This is a genomic window from Acinetobacter sp. A47 (genome assembly GCF_000805455.1).
Lineage (GTDB): Bacteria > Pseudomonadota > Gammaproteobacteria > Pseudomonadales > Moraxellaceae > Acinetobacter.
The window spans coordinates 328,908-348,124 of sequence record NZ_JSUS01000001.1; the positions used below are offsets into that span (position 1 = coordinate 328,908).

General features: G+C 43.8%; 23 protein-coding genes and 2 tRNA genes. 11 read left to right on the forward strand and 14 right to left on the reverse strand.

Annotated features, from left to right (window positions below; translation table 11 throughout):
• Position 1: 1 nt before the first annotated feature.
• The 4 genes from OC23_RS01445 to OC23_RS01460 form a co-directional block, all read right to left on the reverse strand.
• A complete protein-coding gene (locus OC23_RS01445; protein WP_038342241.1) occupies positions 2–442 on the reverse strand; it encodes a DUF2726 domain-containing protein in 441 nt (146 codons plus the stop codon).
• A 57-nt stretch (positions 443–499) separates the two neighbouring features.
• Positions 500–575: transfer RNA gene (locus OC23_RS01450), tRNA-Asn, on the reverse strand.
• A gap of 85 nt (positions 576–660) precedes the next feature.
• On the reverse strand, positions 661–969 hold the full coding sequence (locus OC23_RS01455) for a hypothetical protein (protein WP_038342243.1): 309 nt from the start codon (positions 967–969) through the stop codon (positions 661–663).
• A gap of 180 nt (positions 970–1,149) precedes the next feature.
• Positions 1,150–1,225 (reverse strand) — tRNA-Asn (locus OC23_RS01460).
• A 236-nt stretch (positions 1,226–1,461) separates the two neighbouring features.
• Here OC23_RS01460 and OC23_RS01465 point away from each other — a divergent pair.
• Complete coding sequence (locus OC23_RS01465) at positions 1,462–1,893, forward strand: hypothetical protein (RefSeq protein ID WP_038342586.1); 432 nt, start codon at positions 1,462–1,464, stop codon at positions 1,891–1,893.
• 37 nt (positions 1,894–1,930) lie between these two features.
• Here OC23_RS01465 and OC23_RS01470 read toward each other — a convergent pair whose 3' ends face one another.
• Positions 1,931–2,368 carry a PaaI family thioesterase gene (locus OC23_RS01470; protein WP_038342245.1) on the reverse strand — a complete coding sequence of 146 codons (438 nt, stop codon included), beginning with the start codon at positions 2,366–2,368 and terminating at the stop codon, positions 1,931–1,933.
• A gap of 185 nt (positions 2,369–2,553) precedes the next feature.
• On the opposite strand from OC23_RS01470, the gene OC23_RS01475 reads away from it, so the two are divergent.
• Complete coding sequence (locus OC23_RS01475) at positions 2,554–2,973, forward strand: GFA family protein (protein ID WP_038342247.1); 420 nt, start codon at positions 2,554–2,556, stop codon at positions 2,971–2,973.
• Between the two features lie 75 nt (positions 2,974–3,048).
• On the opposite strand, the gene OC23_RS01480 is transcribed toward OC23_RS01475, so the two are convergent.
• On the reverse strand, positions 3,049–4,284 hold the full coding sequence (locus tag OC23_RS01480; RefSeq protein ID WP_038342248.1) for a pyridoxal phosphate-dependent aminotransferase: 1,236 nt from the start codon (positions 4,282–4,284) through the stop codon (positions 3,049–3,051).
• A 214-nt stretch (positions 4,285–4,498) separates the two neighbouring features.
• Between OC23_RS01480 and OC23_RS01485 the strand changes: the two genes are divergently transcribed.
• Positions 4,499–4,678, forward strand: coding sequence for a hypothetical protein (locus OC23_RS01485; protein WP_038342249.1), 180 nt, complete (start codon positions 4,499–4,501; stop codon positions 4,676–4,678).
• Positions 4,679–4,714: 36 nt separating this feature from the next.
• Here the strand turns inward: OC23_RS01485 and OC23_RS01490 are convergent, their stop codons facing one another.
• Positions 4,715–5,509: a hypothetical protein gene (locus OC23_RS01490; RefSeq protein WP_038342587.1), complete on the reverse strand. Its 795-nt coding sequence runs from the start codon at positions 5,507–5,509 to the stop codon at positions 4,715–4,717.
• A gap of 177 nt (positions 5,510–5,686) precedes the next feature.
• Here OC23_RS01490 and uvrB point away from each other — a divergent pair, with 177 nt between their 5' ends.
• The 8 genes from uvrB (at position 5,687) to proB (ending at position 15,299) form a co-directional block, all read left to right on the forward strand.
• A complete protein-coding gene (gene uvrB, locus OC23_RS01495) occupies positions 5,687–7,711 on the forward strand; it encodes an excinuclease ABC subunit UvrB (protein ID WP_038342250.1) in 2,025 nt (674 codons plus the stop codon).
• A 119-nt stretch (positions 7,712–7,830) separates the two neighbouring features.
• A complete protein-coding gene (locus tag OC23_RS01500) occupies positions 7,831–8,415 on the forward strand; it encodes a lipocalin family protein (protein WP_038342251.1) in 585 nt (194 codons plus the stop codon).
• A gap of 101 nt (positions 8,416–8,516) precedes the next feature.
• A complete protein-coding gene (gene rarD / locus OC23_RS01505; protein WP_038342252.1) occupies positions 8,517–9,461 on the forward strand; it encodes an EamA family transporter RarD in 945 nt (314 codons plus the stop codon).
• Positions 9,462–9,706: 245 nt separating this feature from the next.
• Positions 9,707–11,164, forward strand: coding sequence for a glyceraldehyde-3-phosphate dehydrogenase (locus tag OC23_RS01510; RefSeq protein WP_038342254.1), 1,458 nt, complete (start codon positions 9,707–9,709; stop codon positions 11,162–11,164).
• A gap of 136 nt (positions 11,165–11,300) precedes the next feature.
• Positions 11,301–12,044 carry a hypothetical protein gene (locus OC23_RS01515; protein WP_038342256.1) on the forward strand — a complete coding sequence of 248 codons (744 nt, stop codon included), beginning with the start codon at positions 11,301–11,303 and terminating at the stop codon, positions 12,042–12,044.
• Complete coding sequence (locus tag OC23_RS01520; protein ID WP_038342257.1) at positions 12,044–12,724, forward strand: hypothetical protein; 681 nt, start codon at positions 12,044–12,046, stop codon at positions 12,722–12,724. Before OC23_RS01515 ends, OC23_RS01520 begins: the two co-directional genes overlap by 1 nt.
• A gap of 208 nt (positions 12,725–12,932) precedes the next feature.
• Positions 12,933–14,150: an Obg family GTPase CgtA gene (gene cgtA, locus OC23_RS01525; RefSeq protein ID WP_038342258.1), complete on the forward strand. Its 1,218-nt coding sequence runs from the start codon at positions 12,933–12,935 to the stop codon at positions 14,148–14,150.
• Positions 14,151–14,165: 15 nt separating this feature from the next.
• On the forward strand, positions 14,166–15,299 hold the full coding sequence (gene proB / locus OC23_RS01530) for a glutamate 5-kinase (RefSeq protein ID WP_038342259.1): 1,134 nt from the start codon (positions 14,166–14,168) through the stop codon (positions 15,297–15,299).
• A 39-nt stretch (positions 15,300–15,338) separates the two neighbouring features.
• Here the strand turns inward: proB and OC23_RS01535 are convergent, their stop codons facing one another.
• From OC23_RS01535 to OC23_RS01560, 7 genes are all read right to left on the reverse strand, one after another.
• On the reverse strand, positions 15,339–15,998 hold the full coding sequence (locus tag OC23_RS01535) for an HAD-IB family hydrolase (RefSeq protein WP_038342260.1): 660 nt from the start codon (positions 15,996–15,998) through the stop codon (positions 15,339–15,341).
• Positions 15,965–17,173, reverse strand: coding sequence for a DUF1615 family protein (locus tag OC23_RS01540; RefSeq protein ID WP_038342261.1), 1,209 nt, complete (start codon positions 17,171–17,173; stop codon positions 15,965–15,967). Before OC23_RS01540 ends, OC23_RS01535 begins: the two co-directional genes overlap by 34 nt.
• Positions 17,174–17,424: 251 nt before the next feature.
• Complete coding sequence (locus tag OC23_RS01545) at positions 17,425–17,709, reverse strand: pyocin activator PrtN family protein (protein ID WP_038342262.1); 285 nt, start codon at positions 17,707–17,709, stop codon at positions 17,425–17,427.
• Positions 17,710–17,916 (reverse strand): hypothetical protein, encoded by a 207-nt coding sequence (locus OC23_RS01550; protein WP_038342263.1) that lies wholly within the window; start codon positions 17,914–17,916, stop codon positions 17,710–17,712.
• On the reverse strand, positions 17,913–18,302 hold the full coding sequence (locus OC23_RS18535; RefSeq protein WP_052209126.1) for a hypothetical protein: 390 nt from the start codon (positions 18,300–18,302) through the stop codon (positions 17,913–17,915). Before OC23_RS18535 ends, OC23_RS01550 begins: the two co-directional genes overlap by 4 nt.
• Positions 18,295–18,471: a hypothetical protein gene (locus OC23_RS19235; protein ID WP_171194719.1), complete on the reverse strand. Its 177-nt coding sequence runs from the start codon at positions 18,469–18,471 to the stop codon at positions 18,295–18,297. Before OC23_RS19235 ends, OC23_RS18535 begins: the two co-directional genes overlap by 8 nt.
• On the reverse strand, positions 18,468–19,166 hold the full coding sequence (locus OC23_RS01560) for a helix-turn-helix domain-containing protein (RefSeq protein ID WP_038342264.1): 699 nt from the start codon (positions 19,164–19,166) through the stop codon (positions 18,468–18,470). Before OC23_RS01560 ends, OC23_RS19235 begins: the two co-directional genes overlap by 4 nt.
• Between the last annotated feature and the right edge of the window lie 51 nt (positions 19,167–19,217).

A 19,217-nucleotide genomic window follows, 5' to 3' on the forward strand; every position in this document is an offset into this window, starting at 1 on the left:
GTTAGCGGATATCTATCTGCAACTGTCTTACAGAAGGGATCTGGGTATAACGGTATACCCGATAACCCGCTTCTTTAAGCATCTGGTCGCGTTTCTTGTCTTCCAGTTCTTTACCAGCATGGCTTGGATCATCTAGTTCAATCACGGCCAGTACATTCATTTCCTGATCCAGAATAACAAAGTCGGTGACCTTGCGATTGAACTTACTACGGATCTTATAATGATCACTGGTAATTAATGCGCTAAAAGCCACCTGGGCAAGCACATGGTGCTGTGGAAAGGCTTGCTGTAAACGGACAAACATGCGTGTTTCAAACGCTGTAATCACGGGGCGGGCAAAAAATTTCTGTTTGGGAAAGAAAGGGCGTAGGCAGCTATAAAGCAGCAACGCTGTGCTGATCAAGCCAATGCCAAGGAACAGGAGATGATTCGATTCAAACATATATTTAACAAGGCGCAAATAAAAAACCCACTCGCTAAGAGTGGGTTTTTAGAATCTTGGCTCTCCCACCTGGGCTCGAACCAGGGACCTGCGGATTAACAGTCCGTCGCTCTACCGACTGAGCTATGGGAGAATCTGGAACGAATTCTAGGGCTTAAATGCAGGTCCGTCAAGTAAAATGAGTATGAATAATAAACGCTTAATAAAAATATTGTGGATTAGCGGGCAACCTGATTACATTGTGCCAGTTCAGGAGAGCGTGCGTCCCAACTTGCGCCTGCCGAGTTTTTATAATAACTGATCTTGCCAATCCGTAGCACCAGGCTTTGACAAGAGTCGACCGATAAAGCATTGCCCCAAGGGCCAGACATACTGCACACTTTTCCATTGCATTTCCACACCACATTGGGCCCGTTCTCGATCGAGACGGTCACGGTGCCTTTGTAAGAAGAACCAGCATACCAGGTGGTCTGAGCTGCCATCGCCGGGCTACAAAACAATAGTGTGCACAACAGGATCTTTTTCATTATTTGCTTTCCCTAATATAATAATGAAGTTTTATTTTAGATTATAAAAAAGAGAAGCGGTTTAAATTTGTACAATATTCAACATGAAATGCACAAAGTCTCAGTCATTCAAATGCAGCATATTTTTAATGGGTGTAAAAATAAAAAGCCCAGATCAATGATCTGGGCTTTTTAGAATCTTGGCTCTCCCACCTGGGCTCGAACCAGGGACCTGCGGATTAACAGTCCGTCGCTCTACCGACTGAGCTATGGGAGAATCTGAGTGCCATTATAGGCAGCTTTTAAAATCGGTCAAGCTAAAAATGTCATGTTTCCTTCATTTTTGTGTCGTATGCTTTTTATTTGCACAATTACGCTAAAGTTGGAAAAATAACTTGAACTTTAATCAGGCTATTGCTAGATTCAAACGAGAAAGAACGTTTAGATATTCATCTAAACAGTGTGGATTTAACCCTACTTGCCAGCACTAAAATGGCTAAACCGGAGGACAAAATGACAAGTCTCAGTATTCCAACTATTTTTTCAAATTTTTCTTTTTATCAACAACATTATCTCGATATTATCCAAGATCCGGCACAGTACTATACGCCAGTCGAACATGCATTCTTAAATACCTTTCCTTTTAAGCAACAAGCCTTGTATCTGGGGGATTTACTGCAATTATGGTTTGGTAATAAATGGAAAATTCAAAGCATTAACAATTTATTGCCACAAAAAAATATAGCCACGCTCGATCAAGATTCCCCATTGTATTTATTTCAACTGGGTGGTGAACTCTTTCTAGGGGCAAATACGGCACTGGCCTGGTCGGTTGCAGAACAGAAGGTCATCAGCGTACAGGTAAAAAGTATCTGGCAATATGCAGTGTTCAGTCATTTGTGCATTCGGCCAAAGCTATTCAAGCCAAATAGAGCGATTGCATAGGGCTATGATGAAATAGCCCATTGGTTTTGATTTTAATCTATGGACGAATGATCATGCAGGTTGCAGTCGCATGTGCATAGAGCTTGCCTTCTGCATCAATAATTTTGCCTTCGGAAATCCCTAGATTTTTACTGAGATTAATTATATTTCCAGTGGCAATCAGCTTCTGATTTCTTGGCACAGGCCGGCACATTTTAATGTTGAGATCAATGGTGCCGTAGCCTACGCCAGCTTCCAAAAGGGTATGTACAGCACAACCGGTCACTGAGTCCAGTACTGTTGCAGCAAAACCGCCATGCACACCACCGAGAGGGTTCAGGTGTCGTTCATCGGCCTGTACTTCAAATTTGATATAACCTTCCGCAACTTCAATGGGTTGCATGGGAATAGTTTGGCTAATACTGGCGGGTGGAATTTTCCCTTCACACATGGCGGTTAAAAATTCAAGTCCATTCATTTCTTTTGGATGTTTCATCTTATATTTCCTTTTATAGTTCTAAAATAGAACCTGTCGATACCATAGCCTTGACAGATCGGGCTGTCAATATTGCGCATCTATTCGTTGAGTATGTTGTAAATTCCAAGTTACTCGCGAAATGCTTTGTTTTATAATGGTTATAAATGTCTTTATAACAATTTTGAATAAAAGGTAAATTTATAATGAACGGACAATGTGTATGTGGCGAAACCACTTTTGAAGTTGAATTAAGTAATCATGATGTGCATGCCTGCCATTGCTCCATTTGTCGTAGACAGACCAGTGGCGTGATTATGACGCTTGATGTCGAACAGGGCAGTCTAAAATTTTTAAAACAAGACTATCTCTCTATCTATAACTCATCGGCATGGGGAGAGCGTGGTTTTTGTAATGCGTGTGGAACAAATTTGTTTTGGCGCACTAAAGATCAAAATTATTGCAATATCAATGCATTTTCTCTGAATGAACCACCACAAAATCTTAATTTGGATCTGGAAATTTATATTGATTGCAAACCGGATTTTTATACGTTTCAGAATTCAACCAAGAAGATGACAGAGGCAGAGGTCATTGCACGCTTTAATGAAGAGCCCCAAAAATAGCTTGGGCGGAATATCTGGATAAAAGAATCACATAAAAAAAAGCTTCCATCTGGAAGCTTTTTTTTATAGCAGAACTTATTTTGCAGCTTTTTCCGCTTCGATTGATGCAATGGCAGCGTCTACGCCGTCAATTGAATCAGCTGCTTTTTTGATACGGGCTAAAGCATCCACCAGCACTTCATCCGCAGTTGCATAAGAGATACGCATAAAACCGCCTAAACCGAATGCATCGCCAGGAACTACGGCAACACCGGTTTCTTCAAGTAACCATTCAGAGAATTCTGTACAAGATTTTAAACCTTTGGCACGAATCAATGGACGGATGTTGGCGTAGGCATAGAAAGCACCATCAGCAGGTAAGCAAGAAATACCTTTGATGTCATTTAGGCCATTTACGACTAAGTCATGACGGCGTTTGAATGCTTCGATCATCGGCTGTAAGACATCTTGTGGGCCATTCAATGCCGCTTCAGCCGCAACTTGTGAAATCGAAGTCGGGTTTGAAGTAGATTGAGACTGGATTTTTTTCATTGCGCCAATGATTTTTGCAGGGCCTGCTGCATAACCAATACGCCAGCCTGTCATTGCATAGGCTTTAGACACACCGTTTAAAACGATGGTGCGGTCATACAGGTCTGGGGCAACCGTTGCGATGTTGTAGAACTCATCTTCCCAGCGGATTGGTTCGTACATGTCATCAGATGCAACAAAAACTTGCGGGTGACGACGTAATACTTCAGCCAAAGCTTCGAGTTCAGCTTTGGTGTAGATCATGCCTGTCGGGTTCGATGGGCTGTTTAAGACCACTAAACGTGTATTTGGAGTAATTGCCGCTTCCAGTTGTTGTGGGGTGATTTTGAAACGTTGTTCTTCACCACATTTCACGATCACTGGTGTGCCTTCAGCAATGATCACCATATCTGGATAGCTAACCCAGAACGGTGCAGGAATAATCACTTCATCGCCTTTGTTTAACAAGGCAAGTGCCAGATTAAAGAAGCTCTGTTTACCACCACAAGACACCAGAATCTGGTTAGCTTGATAATCAAGGTTATTATCGCGTTTAAGTTTGGCAATAATTGCTTTTTTTAAGCCTGGCGTACCATCTACTGCTGTGTATTTGGTAAAGCCGTTATTAATGGCTTCAATAGCAGCGTCTTTGATGTGTTGAGGGGTGTCGAAGTCTGGTTCGCCTGCACCTAAACCAATCACGTTTTTACCTGCAGCTTTAAGCTCAGCAGCCTTGTTGGTTACTGCAAGTGTAGGGGACGGTTTGATAGCATTGACACGATCAGAGAGACGTACGTCCACGGCATTATTCCTTCTTATGGGATTAAAAAATAAAAAGCAGTTTATCTTAGCCTAATTAGGCCTTATTGTGGTCGAAACTTGACTTAAACGAATAAAAAAGTTACGAAAAAGCAGGACACATCAATATTCTATTTTTTTACATATTTTATTTTTATCAAAACAGGCAAAATCCATTACAATAGCGGCTAGAAATCTGGATTTCGAGAGAATTTCAATGAGTACTCAACAGCCCAAGGCGAAAAAAGCTTTGGTGAAACTGCCATTTCCGATGCCTTCCGCTCAGGAGACCTCCGAGGATGCTGCGCACAATCAGGTTCGTCCAAAACCTGAACAGTATGCAGACCGCACCTGGATGCCACCTCGCGGTACACGCCGCTCAATGGGCAAGCGTTAATAAAAAAGCCAATCTGACGGATTGGCTTTTTTACATTTAATGGCGGTTTAATGGATGCTGGATTTCCTGTTCACCGCGCCACAGTTTGATGAAATCATATTCATCAATATCGTAAAGTTCCATTAAGGCAATAATGACGCTGACAAAAATCATCGCCCCTTCAGTATTGTCATGAAAATTAAAAATCTTGCCGTTGAGCTTGCCAAGAATATCGTTGATTTCATGTTCACGGCCACGCCCATAGCGGTCTCGTGGGTAAAGTTCTTCATTTAAAACCACCAGTGCAATGGCTTTTTCAGCTGCCGTTAAAGTGGTTTTATCCAGTGCCTCTTCAAAAGATTCATAACCATGATTGAAATAGAAAATCACCTCATCCTTGATAAAGGCATGTACGGTTGCGGCAGTGAGATCGGGAAATTGTGAAACCGCATCTTCTTCGATATAAGGCCGGAATGATTCGGGAAAAATCACATTATGATGGATGCCTTTAAATAACGGGGCAATTTCCGAGACTTTATAGCCTGCAATACCACAGCCCAAGGCGGTCAGAAAGTATTTCATCTTTGCATGATTTTTTGCATAGACCTTAAAATCATCAACATAATGCCCGATTTGGGCGAGGGGCATCTGTTGTAAGTGTTCATTTAAGGTTGGAATGGCAAAACTCTGCCCGGCCCAGCCACGACCAACACCGTTGACGGCTGCAAAATGTTGTGCTGCGACACGTGCTGCGCCGCTGTCATGTATACCCGCCAGATTACTGCCAAAAACAAAAACCGTATCTTCAGGGAGCTCTGTGACTATCGTTTCATCGTGATATTGGTAAGACATATTTTTACCATTCAAATCGGGTATGACTTCATGTTGCAGTTGATTCGGCGGATGGTCAAGCAAAATCTACCAAATTGCACCGCACAAAAGATTTCATAAAATCATCGTTGCAACACTTTAAATCAGTCATGCTTTGCCCCATAAATAGAGATTAAGTTTTAGTGTAGGAATGAGCCTGTGAGCGAAAACCAGCCTTTTGAGTTAGTCACCAACTATCAGCCTGCCGGCGATCAGCCTCAGGCCATTGAGAAACTGGTCAGAGGTATTGAACAGGGTTTTCGTAATCAGTTACTGCTCGGGGTAACCGGTTCGGGTAAAACCTATACCATGGCCAATGTCATTGCCCAAACCCAGCGTCCGACCATTGTGATGGCGCATAACAAAACCCTTGCAGCCCAGCTCTACGGCGAGTTCAAGGCATTCTTTCCCAATAATGCGGTGGAATATTTCGTCAGTTACTATGACTATTACCAGCCAGAAGCCTATGTACCATCTTCCGATACCTTTATCGAAAAGGATTCGGCGATCAATGATCACATTGACCAGATGCGCCTGTCTGCAACACGTGCCTTATTAGAGCGTCGAGATGCCATTATTGTGGCTTCGGTTTCTGCCATTTATGGTTTGGGTGATCCCAATGCTTATATGCAAATGCTGTTGCATATCGTACAGGGTGACCGGGTGAGCCGGGATGACATTATCCGTCGTCTGGTAGAGATGCAATACACCCGGAATGAGCTGGAATTCTTGCGTGGTACTTATCGTATCCGTGGTGAAATCATTGATATTTTCCCTGCCGAATCGGATAAGGATGCAATCCGGGTTGAATTATTTGATGATGAGGTCGATTCGATCCGCTGGTTTGATCCATTGACCGGAAAAATGGTCCGCAAAGTCCCTCGTGTGACCATTTATCCAAAAAGTCACTACGTAACGCCGAAAGATCATTTAACCCGTGCCATTGATACGATTAAGGATGAACTGAAAGACCAGCTAAAATTTTTCAAGGATCATGACAAGTTGCTGGAAGCACAACGCATAGAGCAGCGTACCCGTTATGATCTGGAAATGATGCAGCAGCTCGGTTATACCAACGGGATTGAGAACTATTCCCGCCATCTTTCAGGCCGTGCGGCAGGTGAGGCACCGCCGACACTATTTGATTATGTGCCTGAAGATGCCTTGCTGATTATTGATGAATCGCATGTGACCGTGCCACAGATTGGGGCGATGTATAAAGGTGACCGTTCGCGCAAGGAAAACCTGGTGAATTATGGCTTCCGCTTACCGAGTGCCTTGGATAACCGTCCGATGAAATTTGAGGAGTGGGAGCGGATTGTTCCAGCCACGGTGTTTGTCAGTGCAACACCAGCACAGTACGAGCTTGAAAAGTCTGAACAGATTGTGGAGCAGGTGGTTCGCCCGACCGGCCTGATTGATCCGGAAATTGAGGTACGTCCTGTATTAACACAGGTGGATGATGTCTTGTCCGAGATCAATATTCGTAAACAGCTGAATGAACGGGTGCTGGTGACTACCTTGACCAAACGTATGGCGGAGGATTTAACATCATACCTGAAAGAGTATGGTATCAAGGTCGCCTATCTGCATTCCGATATTGATACGGTTGAACGGGTCAAGATTATCCATGAGTTGCGTACCGGTGTGCATGATGTACTGGTCGGGATTAACCTGTTACGTGAAGGTCTGGATATGCCTGAGGTGTCTCTGGTAGCGATTCTGGATGCCGATAAGGAAGGTTTCCTGCGTTCAGAGCGATCCCTGATCCAGACCATTGGCCGTGCAGCACGTAATGTAAAAGGTAAAGCGATTTTATATGCAGACCGGATGACCGATTCCATGCGTAAGGCAATCGATGAAACCGAGCGCCGCCGTAATAAACAGATCGAGTTTAATGAGGCGCATGGCATTACCCCACGGAGTGCAGTCCGTCAGGCTATCAAGGAAATCGATACCGGTGAGGTGCTGACGGATGAGGAAATTGATGACAATGTCATTACACAGTCGGCGGGCATTAGTGCTGATGAGCAACATCTTTTATCTGACCCGAAACTGTTTGCCAAGCATATCAGCAAGCTTGAGAAAGAGATGTTGAAAGCTTCCAAAGAGTTACAGTTTGAACAGGCGGCACGGCTACGTGACGAAATTGTGCGTCTGAAAGCACACATGTTGCAATCATAAGCCAACAGAGAAGTCCTCAAAAGCGATACATATCGCAACAGTTTTTGTTTATTAAATAGGCTATTTTGATTAGCTAAGTATATGACTATTGATAACAAATTCAGTTATGAGGATTTCTCATGCCATTGATTAAAAATTTCCCGAAAGCAAGTTGGCGTTTGGCAAAGATTGCCGTGGGTGGGGTGGTTTTAACCGGGTTGGCTGTTGGCACCATTGCTTATGCTCAGGCCAAGCCTTTGCCAACGGTTGAAAAGGTAGAGCTCGATAAATATCTGGGAGTCTGGTATGAGGTTGCCCGAAAGCCGATGTTCTTTGAGCGTAAGTGTGTTTATAACATTACCGCGACTTATACCTTAAATGAAAATGGCAATATTGTGGTTGATAACAAATGCTATGACGATGAGGGAAATCTGCAGCAAAGCATTGGTGAAGCCTTTGTCGCCAATGCACCGTTTAATACCAAGTTACGCGTCAGTTTCTTGCCTGAAGTCGTGCGCTGGGTGCCTATGGCGCGAGGTGATTACTGGATTCTGAAACTGGATAGCGACTATCAGACTGTTCTGGTCGGAGAGCCGGGTCGCAAATATTTATGGGTCTTGTCCCGTACCCCGCATCCGCATAAAGAAACCATTCATGAATATTTAAATTATGCCAAATCACTGGGCTATAACATTAGTGACATGATTTACCCTGAACACCGTTAAAATAAGATATACTTGTATAAAAACCATGCATGCATGGTTTTTTTTATTTTTATATAGTGGATAAATCACATATTTTTTAATTTTTAAAAACAGAGGTTCAGGTGTTTAAAGGCGTTGCTTATTCAGTTTTGGCTTCTGTAACCTTTGGGGTTCTGTATTTTTATACCCAGTTGCTCGGTACACTGGACAGTGAACAGACATTTGGCTGGCGCATTATTGCAACTTTGCCTTTTTTAACCCTGTTTATGTGGTTGAGTGGTGATCTAGGCCTGATCAGCACTATTTTTAAAAGAATTCTGGGCAAACCCTTATTATTGCCATTTTTAATGATGACTTCGGTGCTGACTTCAGCGCAGTTGTGGTTATTCCTGTGGGCACCCATGCATGGCCGTGGCCTGCAAGTGTCGTTGGGATACTTTCTGCTGCCCCTTGTGTTGGTGCTTGCCGGACGTTTTTTGTATGGCGAGACCTTATCAAGACTACAGACGCTTGCAGTATTGCTCGCGGTCTTCGGTGTAGGGCATGAAATCTGGCGCTTGGGCAGCATTGCCTGGGAAACCGTGTTTGTTGCTCTTGGTTATGCTGCCTATTTCATTCTGCGTAAAAAACTGCAGACTGATCATTTAGGTGGGTTCTGGTGGGATCTTTTACTGATCCTTCCCGTTGCTGTTGTATTTACCCAGACTGGTGATTTGCCTTTAGTGAAGTTTCTGGAACAGCCGACACTGATTTTTGTTGTCATCGGGCTAGGAGTATTAAGTGCGGTTGGTCTGGGAAGTTATATTCTTGCCAGCCGGTATTTGCCCCTGATTATTTTTGGTTTGCTTGGTTATCTGGAGCCTGTATTGCTGGCACTTGCCTCGTTGTTGATGGGAGAAAAAATTGGTACTGAAGAATGGCTGACCTATATTCCGATCTGGCTGGCGGTGCTGGTGCTGGTGCTTGAAGGGGCAGTGCATGTATATCAGCAAAGACAGCGCAAACGGCATTTGGAGCTCAACCTGAAACAATATGGCAAGCGTGTCGATCGGGATGAAAATGCCTGAAAAATGGCCGGGGTTATCAATAAAATTGTTATGGGTGTGACAGCCATCACAGCTATTTTGATGATAAAAAAAGATTTTTACCAAAATTCACAAAAATAATTATAGGTATTTTATGAATTTATAGTCAATTAGGTCAAAATCTTAGCTCGTTTAACAGCTTTTGATTCAATCTTGATGATAATTCCATTACAATAATGGCGTTTTAAAAATTCACGCCCAGTATATATAAATTAGAGGACGTCACTGTGAGCAAAGAAACAATCATTGCCTTACACGCAGAACACCAAGGTCGTTGGAAAAACCGTGAAGAAATCGCGGAACGTATGATTACCCTGATTGGTCAATTGTACCGTGAGAAAAATATTGTTGTTTCTGTTTACGGTCGTTCTTTAATTAACCGCTCAGTGATCCAGATTTTAAAAACCCACCGTCGTACCCGTATGCTTGATGTGGAACTTTCTGTGGTTAACACCTTCCCGATTCTGGAAGCGTTAATGAAAGTTGACAATATCGGTTCGGCTGAAGTGGATATCGGTAAGCTTGCTGTTGAATATAAAAAACAAGGCGGTGATGTTGACGCTTTTGTTGCTCAGGCCGTTACTTCGATTCAGGGCAATGCTGCAACTGCTGCACCGAAAGATGTCGTACTTTACGGTTTTGGCCGTATCGGTCGTATCCTGGCTCGCTTGATTATCAGCCAGTCTGGTTTGGGTCGTGGCTTAAGCCTTAAAGCAATCGTTGTGCGTAAATCATCAGATGGTGATTTGGCAAAACGTGCTTCTTTATTACGTCGTGACTCTATTCACGGTACTTTTGACGGCACGATTTCTGTCGATGAAGAAAACGAAGCAATCATTGCAAATGGCCAGTTCATTAAAGTGATCTATGCGTCAAACCCGAGCGAAGTGGACTACACTGCTTATGGTATTGAAAATGCGCTTTTAATTGACAATACCGGTAAATGGCGTGATGTAGATGGTTTGAGCCAGCACCTGAACTGCGCTGGTGTTGCCCGTGTGGTACTTACTGCACCAGGTAAGGGTGACATGAAAAACGTCGTGTTTGGTGTAAACCAGGCAGACATTCTTGATGAAGACAAAATCATCTCTGCAGCAAGCTGTACAACCAATGCGATTACACCTGTATTAAAAGTACTTGATGACAAATACAAGGTATTGAATGGTCACGTTGAAACAGTTCACTCATTCACAAATGACCAGAACCTGATTGATAACTACCATAAAGCAGACCGTCGTGGCCGTGCTGCGACCTTGAACATGGTGATTACAGAAACTGGTGCTGCAAAAGCTGTAGCCAAGGCATTGCCTGCGCTTAAAGGCAAGTTAACCGGTAACTCTGTACGTGTTCCGACACCAAACGTTTCTCTTGCGATCTTGAACCTGACTTTGGATAAAGAGATTGATCGTGAAGAAGTAAACGAGTACATTCGCCTGATCTCGATTAACTCGAAGTTACAGGGTCAAATCGGTTATACCAACTCGAGCGAAGTGGTTTCAAGTGACTTTATCGGTTCGCGTACTGCCGGTGTATTCGATGCACAAGCGACCATCACTTCAGGTAACCGCTTAACGGCTTATGTCTGGTACGATAACGAAGTAGGTTATAGCTGTCAGGTATTACGTATTGCTGAACAGATGTGTGGTGTAAGCTACGCAAAAGTTCCTGCTGAAACAAATGCATAATTTGTTTGCAACGCAAATAAAAAAGCTCGGTTCTTAGCCGGGCTTTTTTAATGACTGTACAGAATATATGCTGAATAAAACATAAAAATCGATGAGAATGATGGAAAAGGGAAATAATTAAATAAGGGATAGATCATTGTTGCAGTTCAGACGTTTATTTGTGGTATTTGCCCTGATTGTGGTCGCCAATCTGTGTGGGGTGTATATTGCAATGTGGGTATTCAAGCATTTCAATATTTATATTCCCTTAAAGAATCAGGATGTTGCAATTGACTTGCAGGAACCTCTGCAGGTTCGCGTCAAAGTAAAGGATGCCCTGAATGTTGATGTAAATGGCCGTGTTGATGCCAAAATTCCGATCAACGAGCAACTGAATGTTCCACTGACCCAAACCCTGACACCACGGGTTTATTTTGACAATCTGGTTCCCATTAGCACCAGCATTCCTGTCAAGGAAACCATCAAGGTGAATCAGAGCTTGCCGATTGATACCAAGGTGCAGGTCAGAATACTGGGTAAGGATGTCTCGCTACCGTTAAAAGGTTCGATTCCGTTGCAACTCGATGTACCGATTGATATTCAGGTGCCGTTACAGCAAAAGGTTCATTTGAAGTTTGATGCGCCGGTTCGTACCGTGCTCAAGGAAAATCTGAATATTCCGCTAAAGGCCCAGCTGGATGCCAATATTCCGATTCAGGGGAATTTAAATGTACCGATTACTTCTGAACTCAATGCTTCTGTTGATGTTAAAAATACCTTGCCGGTGAAAATTGCTCAGGGTGAACTCAAGATTCCTTTATCCAGTATGTATCTGAACCGCGTAAAAACCCAGCCTGCAGATGAGCCAGCGTCACCAGCCGATATCAAGGTGGGTGAGTGATGGATATCACCAAGTCACTAAAAAGTATGCTGATCAGTTTTGTGATCGTGACTACCTTGGTGGCCATCCTGTTTTGGCTATATCTGAATATTCAGGCCTCTTTGGTTGTTTCAGCACAGCAGGCTGATATTCGCCTGCCTGAATCATTAGGCACCAAGATTCAGGTGGGAGACCATCTGCGGGTCAAGTCTCAAGGCCAGTTGAATACGGTGCTGGATATTGATCGTAGTTTGAGCTTGCCTTTAACCGGAAAATACCTTGCCGATCTCAGCTTTGAAGTGGAAACCCCGATTACCGTCGATATTAACTATGAAACCATTCTCAAGGTTGACGAGGTTGTGCCGATAGAAACCAGTACCGATCTGATCTATCAGAATAAATTATTGCCAAAATTTCCCTTGAGCCTGAATATTCCAGTCAAGCTGGATATCCCGTTCCAATTAAAACGAACCTATACCGTTCCCGTAAAAATTGTATTTGATGGCCCGGTGCATTTTGCTTTTGATGAAACGATTGCTTTACCGGTGAAGCATCAGTTTAAACCCAGCTTTTATATGAATGATGCTATCAATATGAGCAAAATCTCGTCTTTTGATGCCGTAATGTATAACTCGGTTCAGCAGACCAAAGCCAATCTGGATATGCAGATGGATTTACCCTTAAAAAATGTAAAACCGTAAACGGTATTGTGTTCATGCAGCAAATAAATAAAAGGTAATGCTGTACAGCCGAGTCTGTCAAAATGCCCATTTCCCACGGCTGAATGACTCAATTTGCCTGTTGAACCAAGAATAATTCCAAAAAAATCAAATTGCTGATTTTTCTATTCGAGAATTTTCTTAAAATGTGGCAAAATACCCCGTTTTAAAGAATTTAGAGGATTGGCACATGCGCTTTGTTGATGAAGCAGTCATTACCGTAGAGGCTGGCGACGGTGGCAATGGCGTAGCCAGTTTTCGCCGTGAAAAATTTGTCCCTTTTGGTGGCCCGGATGGGGGTGACGGGGGACGTGGCGGAAGTATTTACATCCAAGCCGATGATGATACCAGCACACTGGTAGATTACCGTTATACCCGTCGTTATCGTGCAGAACGCGGTAAAAACGGTTCAGGTGCAAACTGTTCTGGCCGTGGCGGTGAAGACGTTATTTTAAAAGTGCCAGTGGGTACAACCATTGTTGATACCGAATCTGGCGACATTATTGGTGACCTGGTGGCTGATGGCCAGCGTGTTAAGGTTGCCAATGGTGGTGATGGTGGCTTAGGCAATACACATTTTAAATCATCAACCAACCGTGCACCGCGTAAATGTACACACGGGGTGAAGGGTGAATATCGCGAAGTCCGTCTGGAGCTGAAAGTGCTTGCAGATGTCGGCCTGTTAGGTATGCCAAATGCCGGTAAATCGACGTTTATTCGTGCTGTGAGTGCGGCAAAGCCAAAGGTTGCAGACTATCCGTTTACCACCATGGTACCAAATCTGGGTGTGGTCGATGCCGACCGTCACCGTTCGTTCGTCATGGCAGATATTCCGGGCCTGATCGAAGGGGCAGCAGAAGGCGCTGGGCTCGGGATTCGCTTCCTGAAGCATTTGGCACGTACCCGTATCCTGTTACATATTGTTGATGTACAGCCGATTGATGGTTCTGATCCGGCACACAATGCGCGGGCGATTTTTGCCGAGCTGGAGAAGTTCTCTCCAACATTGGCAAAACTTCCGGTGGTATTGGTATTGAACAAACTGGACCAGCTTCCTGAAGAATCCAAGGATGAATGGTGTCAGCACATTCTGGATGAACTGCAATGGAAAGGTCCGGTATTTAAGACCTCTGGCCTGATGTCTGAAGGGACAAAAGAGGTCGTGTACTATCTCATGGATCAAATTGAGCAGCAACGTGAACGCGAGCTTGAAGATCCGGAGTACGCAGCAGAAGTGAAAGCATTCCGTGAGCAGCTTGAAGCTGAGACACGTGAACAAACCATCGCAGCAAAAGAAGCATATCGTGCCATGCGTAAAGCTCAGCGTGAAGCAGGTCTGGACGATGATGAAGACTTTGATGACGATGAGGATGAAGGCGGCGTGGAAAGTATCTACGTTCGTGACTAGTGAACCGAGGGAAAAATGATAGAAGTGGTCGATGGGCAACGTCAGCTCAATGCGTGTAAACGAATCGTTGTTAAAATCGGATCATCTTTACTCACCGCAAACGGGCAAGGTCTGGATTTAAATGCAATTTCGCACTGGGCGAAACAGATTGCAGATCTACACAATGCCGGACACGAGATTATTCTGGTGTCATCAGGTGCGGTTGCAGAAGGGATGGTACGCATGAAACTTGCGAGTCGACCCACTGATTTACCCAGTTTACAGGCATGTGCGGCCATCGGCCAAATGGGCCTGATTCATACCTGGTCAAGCGTACTGGATCAACATGGCATCCAGACTGCACAGGTTTTGCTGACGCATGACGATCTGGCAGATCGTCGCCGTTATCTCAACTCATGTGATGCATTGCAGAACCTGATTGACTGGCGGGTTATTCCGGTAATTAATGAAAACGATACGGTATCGACTGACGAAATCCGTTTTGGCGATAACGATACCTTGGCGGCCATGGTTGCAGGTCAGGTACATGCAGAATTGCTTATTATCCTGACAGACCAGCAGGGGATGTTTGACTCTGATCCGCGCAGTAACCCGAATGCCAAGCTGTTTTCAGCCGTTCGGGCACTGGATGATAGCCTGTTTGAAATGGCAGGCGGCGGCGGTGTGCTGGGTCGTGGCGGTATGGTGACCAAGGTTCGTGCTGCGCGTCTCGCAGCACGATCAGGTTGTCCAACGTTGATTGCCAGTGGTGAAAGTGACAATGTTCTTGCACGCTTAATGGCGGGCGAGATGTTGGGTACCTTATTTACCACCGATAACGACCGTGTCACGGCACATCAACAATGGCTGGCAGCGCATTTACAGACAGCAGGGCGTTTGGTGATTGATGATGGTGCGGTTGAAGCGATCAAGCGCAAGCATCGTAGTTTGTTACCGGTCGGCGTAAAAGCGATTGAAGGTCATTTTGATCGTGGTGATGTGGTGGAATGTGTGGATAGAAACGGTAGCCGTATTGCGGTTGGGCGTGTCAATTTCAGTTCACGTTCGGCAGAAATGATCAAGGGTTTATCATCAGAAAAAGTCTATCAGGTACTTGGTGAAGCACGTTCACTGGAAATGATTCATCGGGACCATATGGCCATTTATTAAATTGTCACCCATAAAAAAGCTCGCTTTAGGCGGGCTTTTTTATTGCTGCTGTTTTTTGCGGGGCATCTGCAGTACAGGGAGACCTTTTTGCTCGCCCATCATGTATGGATAATCGGCCAGTGAAAGCATGTCTAAATCTTCTTCACTATTGCCATAGGCATAAATTGCGTCATAATCGTCTAACTGATATTTTTCTAAAATACGCAGTTTTTTCTGTTCAGAGCTACAGTCTGCCGAGTAATATTTTCCGGTGAATACCCCGTTTTTTATTTCTGTCCGGGTGCAGATTAAATCAATCTTGAGTACTTCACAGATTGGAACCAGATAGAGGTCAACCGAGGCGGAGACGAGCACCACCTGATCACCACGTTGCTGATGCTGCCGCAATTGCCTAAATAAATCGGGATCCAATTTTTTTAACAATTTCTGGGCATATTGCTGCGCCAGTTTTTCTACAACCTCAACTGGCATGCCTTTAAACATGGTTGCAAACAGGCGTGGTCGCATGGCATGTGCAGGGTAGAGGCGTAAATAGTAGGCCTGTATCCACGGCAGGATTTTCAGGCCTCGTTTCACAATATGACGTTTTGTTAATGCAAAGAAAATAAATCCGGTAAAACTGTCTTTTGGATACAGTGTCCCGTCAAAATCAAACAGGGCAAGGTTTAAAGCTTGATGTTCTTTGCTCTTTGCATGCATGTTTCATATCGTCCATTTACACGACTTGCGAACCAGTTGGTATTGTAATCCCGGCTCAGTTTCGGGCCTGAAATGATGACCTCAGGCATGATTGCATAAATCGGTGCTTTATTGGTTTTAGTTTGATAGAGTTTTTGCACAGCCAGATAGGTCTGGGTGTCTTCAAACTTTTTCTGTTTTTCTTTCTTTAAGTCTGCACGGATTTGACGTGGTGTAACCAGTATTTTATTGTTGGTAAATGCCGAAATAATCTCTTTTTCGGACTGGCTCAGTGCCGATTGCGGGCTGCCATCCTTGTTATAAAGTAATAAATCTCCATCGAGATCCAGATCTTTACCCTGTATCACTTCCAGCATCTTTTGAAATGCAGCATTACGGCTGGAGTACATACCCGAGTTATAATCTGCAAAACGATAAATGGCTTTGTCATAATCTGCTGAATATTCCATCAGGCGATGAATACCATAATATAAGCCGCCGTATTGGGTATACAGGTCATCGCGTAACTCTGCCATATTGCCGCTTTGGCGTTTATGCTCTTTGGCGTAGTTGATATGGACCTGCATTGAACCCAGAGTTGTAATCGGGTTCATTTTCTCGCCAATATCCTGTCCAACCAGTTTGGCTGCACCAGTCAAGGCACTGACATGATAATGCTTGGACATATAATCAAAAATTTCACGATAAAGCAGGTCCAGCTCACGTTCGGTTTTTACCTTGCGCATCTGGCTCATATAATTATTTTCTGGCGAAGGCTGGTTTCTTAAAACATCTTCAAAATAGCCTGCCACCGTGCCACCAATGGTTTCACCCAGCTTGGCTTCAAATTTTTCCTTGAGGCGGGTATTGATTTCCTGAACTGCTTTTTCACCCAGGCCGGGTACAGCGGGGTCAGCAACAAAGTTGGACTCCTGATCGACCACAGCGACAATGCTACATACATTTTGCTTGGTCTTGGGAATACTTAACTGTTGCATGATATCAAAGATATCTTGTGACCATGATTGGCGGTCATTCACCCGTGGTGGAAGAACCTTTTTGATCTGTTCTGCCTTCATTTCAGGTTCTCTGCCATTTGACCACCAAGCGTTGTCGCCACAAGCGGTTAAGCTTACGCTGATTGCCAGCAGGCTAAAGGTTTTAAGGAGGGGACGAGTCGAAACCGATTTGTTCATAATGAAGACAACACCGCACAAAAAGATGAGCCGAACGGGCGAATGAAGTATACTATGTTGATCAGAAATTGTAAGAAAATATATGTATATTGGTTCCTATCAACTGTCAAATAATTTGATTGTTGCCCCTATGGCCGGTGGGTTTGATTGTTTTGTAATTATTATTTAAATCATAGGTTTATGTTATTTCGTGTGGTGCAAGGTGCAAATACGGTGCAGCCACACGATATTTAATTCAATAACTTACAAATTTAGCCATGCATGGCAGCCCAGTCCTTTTTAGCCTTTTCCTGCTGTGATTGCAACCACAAAACGACATCAGAAAGGTTGACATAAAAAGGGGACTTTACACCATCACTTTTAAAAGCAGGGAAAGGCAGATTGCATTTATTTGCCCGTTTATTTGCCTGCTCTAAAGTAAGGTGTGGCAAGTAGTCAGGCAGCAACTCTTCAAGAGATACCACTGGCTTTTTGTACTTGAGCATCAATAAGAAGCCAATATCAACAGGATCATCAATTTTTTTTGCTGCACCCATTTAAGATTCCTCCCAATTTGCAGAGGCGACACAATCATCAGCGTAATCATCTGTCACTTCAACTACGCCCTTTAGACCACATTCATTACACTTAATAATGTCGTCTTCATATAAAAACTTCTCATTACCCATTTCAGTTTCGACGATTGCTTTATTGCACCCACAACGAGGACAACTACCAAGCCAATCCACGTTAACTTTTCTCATTTTCCGCCCCTTGCTGCTTCTACCAGCTCTTTATAATTACGAATAATTTCCCACTTCTTTTGAAGCAAGCTGTCTTTATAGGCCTGATCTGCAATTTCCTGCCAAACCGCATCATTTTCTTTTCGCGGCTTTTCAACCTTATCTAAAGCCATCTTCTCTGCAATAGATTCACTCAGCTCAACAGGCACCACCACGCAGCCTTCAAGCTTTTTGGCTTGCTCTTGCCATGCCATCCAAGCGCCCTGAACATATTTCACAGTTGGCCCGCTATTTACCATTGCTGCAAAATAATTATTAAAAGTTTCATCAAAATAAACTGTATGCAACTTATCGTTAATTTCAGGAATGGCCTCAAAAGCCTCGCGTTCTTTTTCAATATCAAACATCAGCCTTCTCCAAACAATATTTTGCAGCTTCTTCTAGTGTGTCGAATTCCTTTTCCTCATCACCAAGAAAAGCAAACCACTTACCATCCCAACCGCACTTAGAAATAAGATTGCAATTAATCCAGATGTCATCGCCATCAAATTCAATCTTTGCATTTTCAATATTCATGCTGCAGCCCTCTTTTGAAGGTAACGGTTGTTGCGTTTGGCCAGTGTGCCCCGGTTAATTGAAATCATTGCCGCTGCCCGGGTTAGATTGCCGTAGGCAGCCAGTAGCGCTTTTTGGACAATAATATCCTCCAGGTGCTCAATTAAATCTTTTGTTTTCCCGGTCTTAATTGCTTGATCAATATCAGACATACGAAATACAACCGAATTGTCTACCGGGGCGGAACCACCGCTTAAAAGTGGTTTCATATTTTGCTCATACCACACATCAAATTTTTCAGCGTCTTCCTTGGCTTTCAGTTTGCTCTGAGCAATATTTTTTTCATGATCTTCGGCTGAATCGGGCCAATTTAGCTGATTGCGATCATAAAATTCTTGAGCATTGGTATACATTTGCCATGTAACTTCGTTTGCCTGCTCAACAAGATTTAATAGCCAATCACGGGCATTATCGAAATCACTTTCAATAAGAGCGCTGGCAGCAACAACAACAGCGTTATGGTGCATTGTGACCATTTCACAGTATTTCAGTTGATCAATATCTGCCATGTACATGAAGCTTTCGGCCAGTTCAGGCGTAAGTTCAACTTTGGTCCCTGACTTTGCTGCTTCACGTAAAATTTCTTTTTGTCGATCGAACCATTCCCAACGTTCTTGGGGTTTCATTGCATTCAATTTTTCAGGTACTGTATTCACTTTCTTTTTCTCCAGGTCGCTTCTTTTAGCTTTGCATTGGCTACGTGGGCC